Origin of the sequence: Corynebacterium mucifaciens (assembly GCF_012396315.1) — a bacterium.
Lineage (GTDB): Bacteria > Actinomycetota > Actinomycetes > Mycobacteriales > Mycobacteriaceae > Corynebacterium > Corynebacterium mucifaciens.
The window spans coordinates 1-15766 of record NZ_JAAXPF010000005.1 but is presented as its reverse complement, the minus strand read 5'-3'; the positions used below and the strand labels follow the sequence as shown (position 1 = coordinate 15766).

17 protein-coding genes are annotated in these 15766 nt (G+C 66.5%); 4 read left to right on the top strand and 13 right to left on the bottom strand.

Annotated features, from left to right (window positions below):
- Positions 1 to 64 precede the first annotated feature (64 nt).
- The 6 genes from HF989_RS05555 to thiO form a co-directional block, all read right to left on the bottom strand.
- Positions 65 to 745: a type 1 glutamine amidotransferase domain-containing protein gene (locus HF989_RS05555; RefSeq protein WP_168684662.1), complete on the bottom strand. Its 681-nt coding sequence runs from the start codon at positions 743 to 745 to the stop codon at positions 65 to 67.
- 41 nt (positions 746 to 786) lie between these two features.
- A complete protein-coding gene (locus HF989_RS05550) occupies positions 787 to 1188 on the bottom strand; it encodes a hypothetical protein (RefSeq protein ID WP_168684658.1) in 402 nt (133 codons plus the stop codon).
- Positions 1189 to 1362: 174 nt separating this feature from the next.
- Complete coding sequence (locus tag HF989_RS05545; RefSeq protein ID WP_168684655.1) at positions 1363 to 2481, bottom strand: ThiF family adenylyltransferase; 1119 nt, start codon at positions 2479 to 2481, stop codon at positions 1363 to 1365.
- A complete protein-coding gene (locus HF989_RS05540) occupies positions 2468 to 3250 on the bottom strand; it encodes a thiazole synthase (protein ID WP_168684653.1) in 783 nt (260 codons plus the stop codon). Before HF989_RS05540 ends, HF989_RS05545 begins: the two co-directional genes overlap by 14 nt.
- A gap of 2 nt (positions 3251 to 3252) precedes the next feature.
- Positions 3253 to 3447 carry a sulfur carrier protein ThiS gene (thiS, locus tag HF989_RS05535; RefSeq protein ID WP_168684651.1) on the bottom strand — a complete coding sequence of 65 codons (195 nt, stop codon included), beginning with the start codon at positions 3445 to 3447 and terminating at the stop codon, positions 3253 to 3255.
- The gene (thiO, locus tag HF989_RS05530) at positions 3444 to 4508 is read right to left on the bottom strand and encodes a glycine oxidase ThiO (protein WP_168684845.1); all 1065 of its coding nucleotides are present in this window, start codon (positions 4506 to 4508) and stop codon (positions 3444 to 3446) included. Before thiO ends, thiS begins: the two co-directional genes overlap by 4 nt.
- A 97-nt stretch (positions 4509 to 4605) precedes the next feature.
- On the opposite strand from thiO, the gene HF989_RS05525 reads away from it, so the two are divergent.
- Positions 4606 to 4980, top strand: coding sequence for an ectoine synthase (locus HF989_RS05525; protein WP_168684649.1), 375 nt, complete (start codon positions 4606 to 4608; stop codon positions 4978 to 4980).
- 132 nt (positions 4981 to 5112) lie between these two features.
- On the opposite strand, the gene HF989_RS05520 is transcribed toward HF989_RS05525, so the two are convergent.
- From HF989_RS05520 to HF989_RS05510, 3 genes are all read right to left on the bottom strand, one after another.
- Positions 5113 to 5760 (bottom strand): thiamine phosphate synthase, encoded by a 648-nt coding sequence (locus tag HF989_RS05520; RefSeq protein ID WP_168684647.1) that lies wholly within the window; start codon positions 5758 to 5760, stop codon positions 5113 to 5115.
- The gene (locus HF989_RS05515) at positions 5753 to 6004 is read right to left on the bottom strand and encodes a DUF7218 family protein (RefSeq protein WP_168684646.1); all 252 of its coding nucleotides are present in this window, start codon (positions 6002 to 6004) and stop codon (positions 5753 to 5755) included. Before HF989_RS05515 ends, HF989_RS05520 begins: the two co-directional genes overlap by 8 nt.
- Before the next feature lie 213 nt (positions 6005 to 6217).
- On the bottom strand, positions 6218 to 7132 hold the full coding sequence (locus tag HF989_RS05510) for a cation diffusion facilitator family transporter (protein WP_168684644.1): 915 nt from the start codon (positions 7130 to 7132) through the stop codon (positions 6218 to 6220).
- A 104-nt stretch (positions 7133 to 7236) separates the two neighbouring features.
- On the opposite strand from HF989_RS05510, the gene HF989_RS05505 reads away from it, so the two are divergent.
- Positions 7237 to 8946 (top strand): BCCT family transporter, encoded by a 1710-nt coding sequence (locus HF989_RS05505; RefSeq protein WP_168684642.1) that lies wholly within the window; start codon positions 7237 to 7239, stop codon positions 8944 to 8946.
- Between the two features lies 1 nt (position 8947).
- Here HF989_RS05505 and HF989_RS05500 read toward each other — a convergent pair whose 3' ends face one another.
- Together HF989_RS05500 and HF989_RS05495 are read right to left on the bottom strand one after the other, a co-directional pair.
- Positions 8948 to 9391 carry a GNAT family N-acetyltransferase gene (locus tag HF989_RS05500; protein WP_168684640.1) on the bottom strand — a complete coding sequence of 148 codons (444 nt, stop codon included), beginning with the start codon at positions 9389 to 9391 and terminating at the stop codon, positions 8948 to 8950.
- Positions 9366 to 10595: a DUF418 domain-containing protein gene (locus HF989_RS05495; protein ID WP_168684638.1), complete on the bottom strand. Its 1230-nt coding sequence runs from the start codon at positions 10593 to 10595 to the stop codon at positions 9366 to 9368. Before HF989_RS05495 ends, HF989_RS05500 begins: the two co-directional genes overlap by 26 nt.
- A gap of 112 nt (positions 10596 to 10707) precedes the next feature.
- Between HF989_RS05495 and HF989_RS05490 the strand changes: the two genes are divergently transcribed.
- Positions 10708 to 11607, top strand: a complete 900-nt coding sequence (locus tag HF989_RS05490; RefSeq protein WP_246233820.1) for a S1 family peptidase — start codon at positions 10708 to 10710, stop codon at positions 11605 to 11607.
- Positions 11608 to 11625: 18 nt separating this feature from the next.
- Here the strand turns inward: HF989_RS05490 and HF989_RS05485 are convergent, their stop codons facing one another.
- The gene (locus tag HF989_RS05485; protein ID WP_168684637.1) at positions 11626 to 12435 is read right to left on the bottom strand and encodes an inositol monophosphatase family protein; all 810 of its coding nucleotides are present in this window, start codon (positions 12433 to 12435) and stop codon (positions 11626 to 11628) included.
- A 7-nt stretch (positions 12436 to 12442) separates the two neighbouring features.
- Positions 12443 to 14299 carry a phosphomethylpyrimidine synthase ThiC gene (gene thiC, locus HF989_RS05480; RefSeq protein WP_168684635.1) on the bottom strand — a complete coding sequence of 619 codons (1857 nt, stop codon included), beginning with the start codon at positions 14297 to 14299 and terminating at the stop codon, positions 12443 to 12445.
- A 168-nt stretch (positions 14300 to 14467) separates the two neighbouring features.
- Here thiC and prfB point away from each other — a divergent pair, with 168 nt between their 5' ends.
- Positions 14468 to 15568, top strand: coding sequence for a peptide chain release factor 2 (gene prfB, locus HF989_RS05475; RefSeq protein WP_168684633.1), 1101 nt, complete (start codon positions 14468 to 14470; stop codon positions 15566 to 15568).
- Positions 15569 to 15766: the final 198 nt, after the last annotated feature.

The following is a 15766-nucleotide window of genomic DNA, read 5'->3' as shown; positions in this document are numbered from 1 at the left end:
CCGGCCAGAGGAGACATCCTCTGGCCGGGTTTCTGCATGTCGGTCGGATCCCCCCGACCTCGAGTTATACCGCCAGCTCCAGCACCGCCTCGCCCACCCCTGCAGCCGACGTCGGGTTCTGGCCGGTGATGAGCTTGCCGTCCACGACGACGTGCTTGGTCATTGGCACCGTGGCGGTGGTGTACTCGCCGGCCTGGTCGCGCAGCTTTTCCTCCAGGCTGTAGGGGACTTCCTCGGTGCGGCGGGCCAATTTCTCCTCGGCCCAGGAGTAACCGGTGACCTTGCGGCCGTCGAGAAGCTTGCTGCCGTCGGCGAGCGTGACGTCGAGAAGTCCTGCGGGGCCATGGCACACCGCGGAGACGATCTTGTCGTTGTCAGCAAAGTGGGCGACGGCGCGGGAGACCGCCTCGTTCTGGAAGTCGAAGAGCGTGCCGTGGCCGCCGATGAGGTAGATGCCGTCGAACTCGTCTAGGTTCAAGTCGGCGATGGCGGGGGTGCCTTCGAGCTGATCCATGAAGTCGGGGTCCTCGTAGCGCTTGTTCGTGCCGCCGAGCTGGATCACCGGGGTTTTCAGGCTGACCGGGTCGATGGGCACGGAACCGCCGTCGACGCTGGCGAGGGTGACCTCGTGGCCGGCGTCGGTAAGGACGTCGTAGAAGTGGGTGAATTCGCCGAGCCACATGCCGGTGTGGATACCGGAGTTGGCGTAGCGGTGGGCGCTGGTGGAAAGAGCAAGAAACTTCATGCGCCCCATTGAACCACCAGCGAGCGATTTGGGGGAGCGACCTACGTGGCCGGGTTGTGCACTAAGAGCCGGTCTACCTGGTCAGCAAGGTCGGGGGCGTCAATCTGGAAATCGGTTTCCAGTTCCTGGTCCGCGCGCTCGAGCGCATCCGGGTCCGGCTGGCCGGCGGCCATTGCCGCCTCGGCCGCGTCGAGCAGCCGCTGGAGGCGGGGGACATTCAGTTTGTAGGCGCCGTCGTGGGCTGCGCCCTCCACCGGTTTGAGCCAGCCGGTGGCGATGAAGACGAAGAGGTGGCTTTCCAACAACTTAGCTTTGAGGCCCTGCACGTCGTCCGGCAGATCGAGCTCCGGTACGTAGCCAGCCCGTGCCTGGCGCACCGTGCCGGAGTTGTCCAGTACAGGGCCCGAGCGGTCATCGCAGCACAGCGCGATATCGGCCAACATATTCAGTTCACAGGGGTAGAGCGACGGTGCCTTTGCACAGCGCACGGCAGCTCTCAATACTTCGCCCAAGGGCGCCTCCTTTATGCGGTTGTGATGGAACAACGCGACATTATAAATGCGAGGACGAAGCCGCGAGCTGAAGTATCGAACATGCGCGCGAGGAAACCGCGCGCCTCATCCCCAGCGCTGGACGCCTCCGGGCAGCGAGTGCAGCGTGATTCCCAACCGTTCGGCGAGCTCAGCGTGCTCCTGGACAAATCGGCCAGAGCGCACGCCACCCGCACAGTAGACCACCACGTCGTCGCCGGGGGAGAAGCTGGACAGCGCCCGCGCCGCGGCCTCCGGGTCGCGCGCGACCTCGCTGAGCGGCAGGTTCAACCCCGGTGCGGGGAGATCCGCGATCGCCTTCTCGTGGGGTTCGCGCACGTCGAGGGAGGGGAGGTTGTGAGCCGCAAGCGCGTCGAAAAGCTGCTGGCCCTCGGTCGACGGCGCGGCACATGCGTCGATATACGTGCCCAGCGTGGAAGCGAGCGGGCGCGCCGGGTCGCGGGCAACAGTGAACTGGCGCATGGTGGTGGTCAGTGCGTCGTACATGTGCAGGCGGCCGACGTGCACGTCGCCGATGCCGGCGAGGAACTTCACGGCCTCGGTGGACATGAGCGAGCCGACCACAGACGTGGTCACGCCGAGCACGCCGGCGGTGGCGCAGTCCGGCACGGAGTCCGCGTCGGGCTGGGTGGGGTAGAGGTCGCGAAGACCCACCCCGTGCGCAGGCGCGCCGGGGCCGGACCACCATAGCGCGATGTCGCCGCGGTAGCGCAGCACGGATCCCCACATCAGCGGCGTGCCGGTGATCTCGGCGGCGTCGGCGGCGAGGAATTTGGTGGCGAAGGTGTCGGAGCCGTCGATGAGCAGGTCGATGCCCTCGAGCGCCTCAAGGAAATTGTCGGGGGTGAGCCGGTCGTTGACGGCCGTGACCTGGATGTCCGGCTGCAGCGCGCGCAACCGTTCGGCGGCCACGTCGACCTTCCTGCGGCCCACATCTTGCGCGCCGAAGAGGATTTGGCGGTGGATGTTGGTCAGGTCCACCGTGTCGTCGTCCCACACGGTGATGTGGCCGACGCCGGTTGCCGCCAGCGTCTGCATGATGGGGCAGCCCAGGCCGCCGGCGCCAATGACCAGCACGTGGGAGTTATGTAGCCGTTCCTGCTGCTCCGGGCCGAAGCCGGGCAGGTTCATCTGGCGGGCGGTGCGTTTGAGTTCTCGCTCGGGCAGCACGCTACAGCACCTCATCGGCCCAGCTAGCCAGCCCGTCGAAGGTGGAAGACGCCACGGCGTGCTCGCGCCGCGGGATACGCCCCGCGCTTCGAGCCAGGCGGCCCGCCTCCACCGCGTGGCGCATGGCGTGGGCCATCGCCACCGGGTCCTGGCAGCGGTTCACCGCGCTGGCCAGCAGCACGCCCGAGCAGCCCAGCTCCATGGCCAGGGCGGCGTCGGAGGCGGTGCCCACGCCGGCGTCGATAAGCACCGGCACCTCGGCGCGAGAGCAGATCAGTTCGATGTTGTGCGGGTTCAAAATGCCCAGGCCGGTGCCGATCGGCGAGCCCAACGGCATCACCGCTGCCGCGCCCAGATCTTCCAGGCGCTTGGCGGCCACCGGGTCGTCGGAGGTGTAGGCCAGCACGGTGAAGCCTTCGTCGATAAGCATCTCGCAGGCGTCGACCGTCTCCACCACGTCCGGCAGCAGCGTGCGGTCGTCCGCGATGACCTCTAGCTTGACCCAATCCGTGCCCAGCGCCTCGCGGGCGAGCTTCGCGGTAATCACGGCGTCGCGTGCGGTGCGGCACCCCGCCGTGTTCGGCAGCGGAGCGATATCCAGGCGCTTGAGCAGGTCGAACACACTCTCCCCGCCGCCGGTTGTGGCTGCGTGGCGGCGCATCGCCACCGTGGTCAGCTCCGTGCCGGAGGCCTTCAGGGCCTGCTCGAGCATGTCGAAGGAGCTCGCCCCGCCCGTGCCCATGATCAGGTGCGAGCCGAACTGCTTTCCGGCGATTTCCAGCACGTTTAGCCTCCTTGCACTGCGGTGAGGATGTCGGCGGAGCAGCCGTCGTGAAGTTCGCGCCCCCACTGCGAGCGTGGCACGACCTCGCCGTCGATGGCTACCGCGGTGCCGTCGGCAGGGGCGCCGACCTCCGCCACCAGCGCCTCGACGGTGGCCGCGTCGGTTGTGGTTGCTGCTCCGTTGAGTGTGATGTTCATGAATGCCTCCTCGGGTCGCACGCTGACAAGTCTATTGCGGGCTCCTGCCTATCGACGAGCCCCGCCCCAACCCGCGCCCCCAACGCCGCCAACAAGATCCCGTGCCGGAAGTAGCCGGTGGACACGACGGTCCGCTCGTCTATCCGGCCCAGGTAGGGCAAGTCGTCCCGCGTGCCGGGGCGCGCGCCCGCGGTGGCTTCGACGAAGTCGCACTCCTCCACGGCCGGAACAAGCTCGATGGCGTCGCGCAGCAGCTGGTGGACGCCCTGGACCTGGGGCTGGTCGCGGCCGTCCTCGCGGGTGGTCGCGCCGATGGTGAGCGTGCCGTCTTCGCGCGGGATGAGGTAGACGGGGCGGTCCTCCACAAACCCGCGCACCACGCGCGTGAGCAGCGGGTACTGGTGCTGTGGCACCCGCACGCGCAGCACGTCGCCGTACACCGGGCGCAGGTCAAGACCTGGCACGAGTGCACTGGCGCCGAGCCCGTTGGCCACGACGACCTGGTCGCCTTCCGGAGCGTCCAGCGAATTCACGTGGTCGGTGGTGAAGGTGACGCCGGCGGACCGGCAAGCGTCGAGAAGCGCGCGCGTGAACAAGCGCGGCTGCACCTGGTGGTCGCCGTCGATGGCCACCGCGCCGTTGATGGCGGGGGAGAGGGCGGGCTCGAGCTTCCGGGCCTGGCGGACGGTGAGCTTATCCACCGCCATGCCGTGCCGGGACTGGTACTCACCGAGTTCGCGCAGGTGCGTCTTGTCCGCGATGTCGCGCGCCACCACGAGCGTGCCGTCGGTGCGGTAACCGGTGGGTAAGTCCGTGTATTTGGCCGTGAGCGCGATTAGCTCCGGGTACCACTCGGCGGACGTGCGCATGAGTGGAAAGAGCGGGTCCTGTTTGTACACCACCTCCGCGGTCGGCGCGAGCATGCCGCCCGCGTGGTGCGAGGCGCCCGAGGCCGGGGCTGGGTCGTGGACGGTGACCGCGTGGCCGCGGTCCGCGAGAGTGAGTGCTGTGGTCAAACCGATGATGCCTGCGCCGACGACCGAGATGTTCACGCTTGACAGGGTAGCGCGAACGTGTCGGTGCTATTGGGAATTTCGATACCGTGGCAGGTGCAAGTGTGCAAGACCGAATCAAGGACCGATTTAAGGAGAGTGCAACATGTTCATCCGATCCCGCGAAGACGTCGAGACCGTCGAATGGGGCGGCGGCACCAGCGAACGCTTGCTCACCGCTCGCGACGACATGGGGTTTGCCGTCGCCCACACCGTGGTCCGCGCCGGCACCGAATCCAAGCTGGAATACCGCAACCACCTGGAGGCCTGCTACTGCATCGCCGGCTCCGGCGAGGTCGAAGACACCGACGGCAATGTCTACCCGATCACCCCGGGCACCATCTACGTGCTGGACAAGCACGACCCGCACTACCTGCGCGGCGGCAAAGACGAGGACCTCGTGCTGGTGTCCGTGTTCAACCCGGCGATTACCGGCGACGAGGTGCACGAGCTGACCGGCGACGGGTTCAGCTCGTACTAGCTCGTGGGGCAAACCAGACCTCAGCGGTACCTGTGCCGCGGATAAACAAGACCTCAGCGAACTTGGTGCCGCAAAAGCCCAGGTCGCGCGTCGCGCTGAGGTCTGTTTTGTCTTAGGTGGCGCTAGGTGGCCCTAAGTGGCTCGCTTGAACTCGGCGACGACGCGCTCGCAGTACGCCCTCGCGTCAGCTGCGTGCATGATGCCACGCACGATGGCCAACCCGTCCACACCCTGTCGCGCCAGGTCGTATGCATCGTCCGCGGTGACATCACCGATGGCCACCAGGGGCAGCTCGGAGGCGGCCACCAGCTCCGGGTAGCCGTCTAGCCCGATCGGGGTGCGGCCCGAATCTTTCGTCGGTGTCGCGCGGAACGGCCCGCAGCCGATGTAGTCGATCACGTCCTTGTGTTCGTTGGCGGCCCGGACCAGATCGAGCGTGCCGGTGGTCAGCCCGATAATCGCCTCCGGGCCGAGCAGTTCGCGCACCACGCGCACGTCCAGGTCGTCTTGGCCGACGTGCACGCCAGCGATGCCGTGGCCCTGGAGGGCGAGCGCGACGTCGACGCGGTCGTCGATAAGCACGCGTGCATGGGGATTCGCGGAATGCACCGCCTCGGCGACGGCGAGGGAGAGCGAGTAGAGCTCGCGCGCCGAAATCGGCTTCGAGCGCACCTGGATTACGCCCGCGCCGCCGGCCGCGGCTTGGCGCGCGCGCTCGACGACGTCGAGGCCTTGCCCGGTGACGAAGTAGCAGCGCAGGTCGAGAGCTGGTTTAGTCACGCAGCGCCTCGATCAGCTCGTCCTTGGTCATCCCGGAGCGGCCGTCGATGTCGAGCTCCTGGGCGCGTTTGTACAGCTCTTCCTTGGTCCAGTCCTCGTAGGAACCGGCCTCGCCGCCGCGCTCGCCGACCTTTGAGCGGCCGTCGCGCGCCGCCGCGTTGGCTATCGCCGCGGCCTTGGATTTGGAGTTGCCCTCGCGCACGAGGGCTTCGTACACCTCGGGGTCCTTGATCGAATCAGCCATGGTGGTCAGCCTAGGCGTTGCCGCGGGGCCGTTCGGGTTTTCTTTCCCTGGGCGGGGTGAGCGGATCCGCTCGGAGCGCGGAGGCACCACTAGCAGATGACGCTGTTACCGAAACTCGTTTCCAACACCACCTGGGAAAACGCAAACCTGGACGGCTGATCTTCTAGTGCCCATCCACAAACGGCGCGCAGTAACTAGCAGATCCGCGCGTCCCTACATTTCCAGGGGGCCGGTGCGGGTGGGGTGCCCCAGCGGCTCAACGTGCACGATGGTTTCTGCGCTGCCGAGGGCGTGCGCCATGCCTTCCTCTACGGCGTCGGCGTGGTCGTGGGCGCGGGCTACGGTCCAGTCCCCGGGGACCTGCATGACCAAGCTGACGGTGCGCTGGCGGCCGGCGGCGGCAGTGCGCACGGAGGTGAAGGTCACACCGTTCGCGGCGGCGTAGTCGTCCAAGAACGCGTGGACCACCGCGGTCTCTTCCTGCGGCAGCGCCTCGGAGAGCAGGCCGAGCATTGCGCCTTTGAGCAGGTTGTAGCCGGTGAACAAAATGTTCAGGCCGACGATGAGGGCGACGATCGGGTCCAGCGGCTGCCACCCGGTCAGCCACACCAGCGCCATGCCGACAATGACGCCGACGGTGGTCCACACGTCCGTGAGCACGTGGTGCCCGTCGGCGTCCAGCGTGGTAGAGCGGTACTTCCTTCCGGCGCGGATGAGCACGACGCCGACCGCACCGTTGAGCGCGGTGGCGGCGATAGAGAAGGCCAGACCGATGCCAACCTGCTCCACAGGGGCCGGGTTAATCAGCCTGTCGATGGCGGTGAAGATGATGGCCACGGAGGCGAGGAGGATCAGCGAGCCTTCCACCTGGGCCGAAAAGTACTCGGCACGGGCGTGGCCGAAGTTGTGGTTCGCATCCGCAGGCTTGGCCGACAACTTCAGCGCCCACAGGCCAACGGCGGCGGCGATGAGGTTAATGCCGGATTCGATAGCGTCGGACAAAAAGCCCACGGAGCCGGTCACCCACGCCGCCGTTGCTTTCATCACGATGGTCAGCACAGCTGCACCGATGGAGAGCCACATGAAGCGCTCGAGGAGCTTCTGCTCGTCAGCAACCACGGATTTCATTCCTCTCAACCCCGTTTTCCGGTGGGCAAGCCTAGCAAACCGGTACCATTGTTTGATCGTACCGCTTATTCACCGCATTCGCACATAGTTAGTTAGGACCCCGCATGGCGCGCACCCGTCGCTTGCACTCCGACCCGCTCATTTTCTTTTCCGCGTTGGGCTTCATCCTGGTGTTCGTCGCCGCCACGCTGGCGTTCGGCGACCAGGCGCGCCAGACCTACGCGGCCATCTCCGGTTGGTTGATGGACCACTTCACGTGGCTCTACATCGGCGGCGTATCCGCCACCCTAGTGTTTCTCATCTGCGTGTTTGTCTCCCGTTACGGCAACCTGCGCCTCGGCGACGATGACGACGAGCCGGAGTACTCCTACCCGGTCTGGTTCGCCATGCTGTTCGCCGCGGGCATGGGCGCGACCCTGATGTTTTGGGGTGCCGCCGAGCCGCTCAACCACGCCTACAACCCGCCGCGCGGCGGGTACGACTCGATGAGTCGCGACGCGATCATCCAGGCCTTCGAGTTCACCTACTACCACTTCGGCATTCACATGTGGGTCATCTTCACGCTGCCGGGGCTGGCCGTAGGGTATTTCGTCTATAAGCGGAAGATGCCCGCGCGCATGTCGTCGATGTTCGCGCCGCTGCTCGGCGGCAAGGTGTACGAGGCGCCGGGCAAGCTTCTCGACGCCCTGGGCATCATCGGCACAGTCTTCGGCCTCGCCGTCTCGGTGGGCCTGGGCGTGCTGCAGATCTCTGCCGGCATGAACATTCTGTGGGACGTGCCGCTGGTCACCCCGGTGCAGATCGCGATCATCTGCGCCATCACCATCGCCGCCTCCATCTCCGTGGCCACAGGCCTGGACAAGGGCGTGAAGATCCTGTCCAACCTCAACATCGCCGGCACCATCGCGTTGATGATCTTCGTGCTGCTCACCGGCCCCACCCTGAAGCTTCTGGGGCAGATCACCGAGTCCTTCGGCATCTACGCGCAGTCGCTTCCGGAGCTGATGTTCTGGGTGGATTCCTACAACGACAACCCCGGCTGGCACGCCACCTGGACCGCCTTCTACTGGGCCTGGACCATTTGCTGGTCGCCCTTTGTGGGCATGTTCTTCGCCCGCATTTCCCGCGGCCGCACCGTTCGCGAGTTCATCGGCGGCACGCTGCTTTTGCCCACCACGTTCGACCTCGTGTGGTTTTCCATCTTCGGCCGCGCCGCCATTGACATGGAGGAGCAGGACCCGGGTGTGCTGACCACCCCGGTGGTGGAGGAGGGCGACACACCGCAGGCGCTGTTTTCCCTGTTGGCCGAGTACCCGCTGTACGCCATCACCGGCACCGTGGCGCTCGTGGTGATCGTGTTCTACTTCGTCACCTCGATGGACTCCGCCGCCATGGTGATGGACATGTTCGCCTCGGGTGAGGAGAACAAGTCGCCCACCTACTACCGCGTGGGCTGGGTCGTCGCCGTCGGCCTGGTTACGGGCGCGCTGCTGTTCATCAACGACTCCGGCATCGAAGCCCTGCAGCAAGTGGTGATCATCATCGCCCTGCCGTTCTTCTTTATGTACTTCGTCATGATGTATTCGCTGGTTAAGGCAATGAACGACGACTCCGCGGCGGCGCGCAAGACACGGTCGCGCACCTGGGAAAAGACGGATACCGCGGAGAAGCTCGAGCAGGGCGAGAACAAGCCCGCGCCGGGCTACGACGCGGAGGGCAACGAGGTCGAGCGCCCCGAGCTGGAGTACGACGCAGAGGACGACTCGTGGAAGTTCCCCGAGGGCTTCGTGCTGGACCGCGGGGAGCGCACCTAGCCTATCGACGAGCTCCGCGTGTCAGACGCATGGCGCGGTGGGGGACACCGGTGTCCAGAAACTCTTCGCCCTCGGCCACAAAACCGAACTGGGAGTAGTAGCCCACCAGCCCGGCCTGGGCCTCGATGACGAGGTCGCCGGGGAATCTCTCGGTGTACTCGATGCCGGCGCGAACAATATCCGGGCCCAGACCAGAGCCTCGGTGGCTGGGGTGGACCACGAAGCGGCCGAAGCGGGACCCGTTCTTGGTGGGGAAGACGCGGGCGCAGCCGACGAGCGCCTCGCGGTCGAAGGCGAGGATGTGGCGGGTGTCGGGGTCCGCGTCTTGGTCGTCAATCTCGTTGTAGGGGCAATGTTGCTCGGCGACGAAGACGTCCACGCGCAGCTTGTACAGCTGGTGGACCTCAAACGGGGTCATCTCAACCAGTGACTTGAACGTGATCATATTTCGGCTCAATCCTTCCTGTAGCGCCGTAGGAGAGGTGGCGGTGCGCCCACTCAAAGGGGCCTTGTTTGCCGGCGCGGTCCAATACGACCGCGAGCAGGAGGGTGATCGCCCAGACCAGCAGCCCGAGCAGTAGCTTGCCGGTGACGGAGGCATTTAGGCCGATGCCCAGGAACGCGGGCGTGCACAGGAGGACGAAGAGGAACGACTGGGCGAGGTAGCCGGACATGGAGCGCTTGCCCAGGGCCACGAACGCGCGGGCCCAGCCGGGCACCTGGTTGTGCAGGCTGTCGGTGGCGAGCGCGAGCGCGGCTAGGATGCCCGGGCCGGTGAGGTAGCCAACGGCCTGGTTCAGCACGAACAGCGGCATCTCCCACTCGGCGGGCAGCACGCCTGCGGCGCTCAGCCCCCACGGCAGGCCGACGCAGACGATGACCAGCCCCGCGATGACGGTCCAGGTGATGAGGGTACGGCGGTGCGAAGCGACGTCGATAAGCACCCGCTCCCGCGCCCACACAAAGCCGATGATGCTGAGCGCGCCGAGCTGGAGTGCGGCGAACGGCTGCATGGCCAAGAGCCCGAGCGCCATTTGAGCGTTCGTGCTGAAATATGCGCCTAGGCTGTCCAGCGTGGCGGTAGGGGCGGACTCGATGATGCCGGCGCCGGCGTCGAAGTACAGGGACGCGAACGCGCCCATCACGCCCATCGCCGTGAAGATGCCGAGGATGCTGTAGGCGATGATTCGCAGTGTCCGTGAACTGAGTGTGAGCATGAAAGCAAGCACAATGCCGATCAGGCCGTAGGTGAGCATGATGTCGCCGTAGAAGAGCAGGAATGCGTGTGCGAGGCCGAACAGCGCGAGAATCCCGTAGCGCCGCCACAGCACACGCCGGGCCTGCTTGGCGGGGTAGTGCTTGCGGTAGAGGCTGGCGGCGACGAGGCCGAACCCGACGCCGAGGAGCGTGGAGAACATCGGCAGACCGCGCACGTGGACGAACATGGCGGCGAAGATGGCGCTGATATGGTCCGCGACGCTGCCGGGCCGCACGCCGCCGACGGTCCAGCCGACGCGGGACTGGTCCTCGGACCAGCCGTTGATCACCCACGCCTGGGCAGCGTTGGCCATGGCGATGCCCAACAGCGCGGTGCCGCGGGCGAGGTCAGGGACGATCAGGCGTTGCTGTTGGGGTCGGCTGTCCTGCATGCGCTCAACGTACCGCTTCCCCCACGGGTCGGCCACGGGGAGAGGGAGGAAGGAGCAGGCTTTGCGGTGCAATTTCAATGCGTCCCCACGTCGCCGCGAGGTGTGGTTGAATATGTTCGTTGATACTGCTGTTGCCAATGTGATTGGGGATGCCATGCGCCGCTTGCTCGCCGCCCGAACGATTGCCGCCGCGATCATGCTCGTTGTTTCGGCGGCTGCGGGCAGCCCGGCAGCGGACGCGCAAAACGCCGAAGCGCCGGTTGAAGACCTGCAGAATTACGTCTGGCGCACCGACCCGATCTCCAAGGCGCTCGCCGGTAAGCCCACAGTGGATCGCGTGCTGCACCGCGTCCCTGGCTCGTTCTTCGACGCGCCGCGTACCCCGCCGGAGTCCGACGCAGCGCTGCGCCGCGGCCACGCGCTCTACGGCCCCAGCACCCCGATCTACGTCGGCTCTGTGCCCGGCCAGGAGGTCATCTGCACCACTACCGTGGCCGGTTACAACGACCGCGGGCAGAAGGTCGCCATCACGGCTGGCCACTGCGGCGAGGTGGGCGATGCCGTGCGCTCGGCGGATGCCCCGCAGCTCGGCCGCACCGGGATGATCACCCACGTCAACCACGATCTGGACTACGCCGTGATCACGTTGGCCCCCAACACCGAGGTCACGCGCAGCTACAACGGCGTCACCGTCAACCACCTCGGCGGCGCGCCTGTGCCGGCGGGGGGCGTGGTGTGCAAGACCGGCGTGGCGTCGGGCACCACTTGCGGCTACACCATCAGTGATTGGGGCACCCGCAACACGAACCACGTGTGCGCGATGCAGGGCGATTCGGGAGCGCCCCTCATGGAGGGCGACCGCGTCATCGGCATGATCAACGGCGGCATCTGGGGCCCGCCGTTTAACGTCTCCTGCCGGACGCCGCTGCAGGGCCCTGTCCACGCGCCGACAGGCTCGTTGCGTATGGACACCGCGCTCAGCGACATGCCGGGCGGTTTCCGCCTGCCCTAGCGGGGCAGCCGGCGGGCGCTAGCCGCGGAGCCTGCACACGATCTCGTCGACCACCCGCGGGTTACCCGCCACACACCAGGTCACTCCGCCGGCGTCGACCGTGACGCACCGCCCGCCCGCGGCCTCGACAAGCGCCTTGCCCGGTAGCCAATCCCAATCCGGCACCGTGTGCTGTAGCCACGCGCCCATCTGCCCGGACGCGAGGTTGGACAGATCCACAGACCCCGCGCCCTGCATACGCAGGGTGGCGGCGCCGGTGACCACGCGCAGCCAGGTTTCCCGCACCTCGTCGTCGGTCAAGGACGTGGGGTGCAGGTACGTCACCACGGCGCTCTCGCTTAGCGACGCCTCCGGCAACTCCCCAAGCTCCACCCCATCACGCGTGGCCTTACCGTGCGCCGCCAGCCAGGTCGTGCCCGTGGCGGGGCGGTGGATAGCACCGATGGCGGGGGTGTGGGCGGAGCCGGCATCGACAAGTGCGAGCGCCGAACAGAAGTAATCCGAGCCTTGCGAGAAGTTGTAGGTGCCGTCCACCGGGTCGATCACCCAGGTTCGGCCCGTGGCGGACGGGCGGTCCGCGCCTTCCTCGCCGAGGACGCCGTCGTCGCTGCGCAGCTCAGCGAGCACATCGGCCACAAACCGCTCGGCGGCGCGGTCCGCGTCGGTCACCACGTCAGAAATCGACGTCTTGAAGTCGGTGCCGACGCCCGCCGTGCGCATGCGGAGCGCGAGCTGGCCGGCGTGCTCAACGAGCGCCGCGGCCAGCTCGGCATCGGTGGATGCGCGGTGGGCCTCGATGAATGCTGCAGTGCTGGTTGCTTCCGTCACGCAGCCATTATTGCGCAGACGGGGTAGCGGTGCCTGCCGCGTCTGCGGCGGTTGCAGCAACGTCTGCGGCTTCCTCGTTCTCCTCGAGGTAGACGTTGGAACCCAGGTCGCGGAACTCCCGCGCCATCTCTTGCTCGCCCTCGCGCGCGGCCGGGCCCGTCACCGGGTCGGGCGTGGCGTCGAAGTCAAAGGTGGGCATGCCCAGGTCCGCGATCTGGTCGCCGAACTCGTCGCGGATGTCCTGGCTGATGCGCATAGAGCAGAACTTCGGCCCGCACATGGAGCAGAAGTGCGCCGTCTTCGCGGGCTCCGCCGGCAGCGTCTCGTCGTGGTAGGACTGCGCGGTCTCCGGGTCGAGGGAGAGCGCGAACTGGTCGTGCCAGCGGAACTCGAAGCGGGCCTTGCTCATCGCGTCGTCCCAGTCGCGCGCGCCCGGGTGGCCCTTCGCCACGTCGGCCGCGTGCGCCGCGACCTTGTACGTGATCACGCCCGTCTTCACGTCGTCGCGGTTGGGCAGTCCCAGGTGTTCCTTGGGGGTGACGTAGCAGAGCATGGCCGTGCCGCCCATGGCGATGTTGGCCGCGCCGATGGCGGAGGTGATGTGGTCGTAACCCGGCGCGATGTCGGTGACCAAGGGGCCGAGGGTGTAGAACGGCGCGCCGCCGCACCACTCCTGCTCCTTGTCGTTGTTTACCTGGATCATGTTGAGTGGCACGTGGCCGGGGCCCTCGATCATCACTTGGACGTCGTACTCCCAGGCCCGCTTGCACAGTTCGCCGATGGTCTTCAGCTCGGCGAACTGGGCCGCGTCGTTGGCGTCGGCCACGGAGCCGGGGCGGAGCCCGTCGCCAAGCGAGAATGCGACGTCGTACTGCGCGAAGATCTCGCAGAGCTCGTCGAAGTTCTCGTACAGGAAGGATTCCTTGTGGTGCGCCAGGCACCAGCCGGCCATGATGGAGCCGCCGCGGGAGACGATGCCGGTGACGCGCTTCGACGTCAGTGGCACGTACGGCAGGCGCACGCCGGCGTGGACGGTCATGTAATCCACGCCCTGCTCACACTGCTCGATCACGGTGTCGCGGAAGATCTCCCAGGTCAGGTCTTCCGCAATGCCGTTGACTTTTTCCAGCGCCTGGTAGATGGGCACGGTGCCGATCGGCACCGGGGAGTTGCGCAGAATCCACTCACGGGTGGCGTGGATGTCGTCGCCGGTGGACAGGTCCATCACGGTGTCCGCGCCCCAACGGGTGGCCCAACGCAGCTTGTCCACCTCCTCGCGGATGGAGGAGGTCACTGCGGAGTTGCCGATGTTGGCGTTGATCTTGGTCAAAAACGCGTTGCCGATGATCATCGGCTCGCTCTCCGGGTGGTTGACGTTGTTCGGAATGATCGCGCGCCCCGCGGCGACCTCATCGCGCACCTTTTCCACGTCGCAGTGCTCCCGAAGCGCCACGAACTCCATCTCGCGGGTGATCTCGCCGCGCCGGGCGTACGCCATCTGCGTCACGCGCTTGCCGTCTTTGGCGCGAAGCGGTTTGCGTGATTCGCCCCGCCACTCTTCGCTGGCGCTGCCGCGTTTGACGGCGGAGCGGCCGTCGTCAAGCAAGTTGCGTTCGCGGCCCGTGTACTCCTCCACGTCGCCGCGGGCGGTGATCCACTCGCCGCGCAGGTTGGGCAGGCCCACCTCCGGCTCCGCGTACGGGCCGCGGGTGCGGTAGACCTTGAACGGCGCGTTCGGGCCGGTGGGGGAGTCATCCAACTGGATCGCGGTCTCCGGCACCTCCAGCCCGTTGTGCGTGATCGGGGCATAGGAGTGCTTCGGGTGGATTTCGTTTGCGTACAAGTCGGCATGCGTGTGTGACACGACCTTCTCCTTTACTTCCTTCGCTGGTGCTAACCAGACAGGTTCGAACGGTGCTCGCGCTGGCATCAGCGCGATCTCAGCCCGGTGCCCCGGGCGCCCGTGTGGGGTCTCGAGCCACCTTATCCCGTCTTGGCTGTTTCGTCAGCCTGTTCGCTAGACTTCCCCCTTATGCAGCCGGAGACTCACGCGCGGATCAAGGACTTACGCTCCACCCTTTCCACCATTGAGAAGGTGATGGACCTCGACGCACTCCGCGAGCGCGCCCGCGAGCTTGAGGCGCAGGCAGGCGATCCGTCGCTGTGGGACGATCCGGCTCACGCGCAGAAGGTCACCACGGAGCTGTCGAATGTGCAGGCGCGGCTGAAGAAGGTGTCCTCGCTGCGCTCGCGTATCGACGACCTGCCGGTCATGTACGAACTGGCCGAAGAAGAAGGCGACGCGGCGATGGCCGACGAGGAGCTGGCGGACGTCGCCGCGCAGATCGACTCGCTGGAGGTGCAAACCATGCTCTCCGGGGAATACGACCAGCGCGAGGCCGTGGTGAACATCCGCTCCGGCGCCGGCGGCGTGGACGCGGCGGACTGGGCCGAAATGCTGATGCGCATGTACACCCGCTGGGCGGAAAAGGCCGGCCACAAGGTGGATGTCTACGACATCTCCTACGCCGAAGAGGCCGGTATCAAATCCGCCACCTTCGTCGTGCACGGCGAGTACCTGTACGGCCAGCTCTCGGTGGAGCAGGGGGCGCACCGGCTCGTGCGCATCTCGCCCTTTGACAACCAGGGCCGCCGCCAAACCTCCTTCGCCGAGGTGGAGGTGCTTCCTGTGGTGGAGCAGACCGACCACATCGACATCCCGGACTCCGACATCCGCGTGGACGTCTACCGCTCCTCCGGCCCCGGCGGGCAGAGCGTGAACACCACCGACTCCGCGGTGCGCATCACCCACCTGCCCACCGGCATCGTGGTGACCTGCCAAAACGAGAAGTCCCAGATTCAGAACAAGGCCTCGGCGCTGAACGTCTTGCAGTCCAAGTTGTTGGAAAAGAAGCGCCAGGAAGAAAAGGCGGAGATGGAGGCGCTCGGCGCCGGCGGCAACGCAAGCTGGGGCAACCAGATGCGTTCCTACGTGCTACACCCGTACCAGATGGTGAAGGACCTGCGCACCGAGTACGAGGTGGGCGACCCGCAAAAGGTGCTGGACGGCGACATCGGCGGCTTCCTCGAGGCCGGGATCCGCTGGCGCATGGCCCAGCAGCAGGAGGCGTAGGGGCGGCGGTTGTGACAGATCTGCCGTCCGCCCCTGCAGCGACCTGGGGAAAGTGACACATGTGCCGCGCCGCGCTTTGTGTCAAGTGGTTGTGAACGGGTTTGGGTGTTAGATCGTGATGGGTTGTGGGGGTGGGGCGGTTTGGGTGGTGGTGCGGATGATGCTGACTTCTGCTGGAAGGCTTGTGCCGGCTTTGGT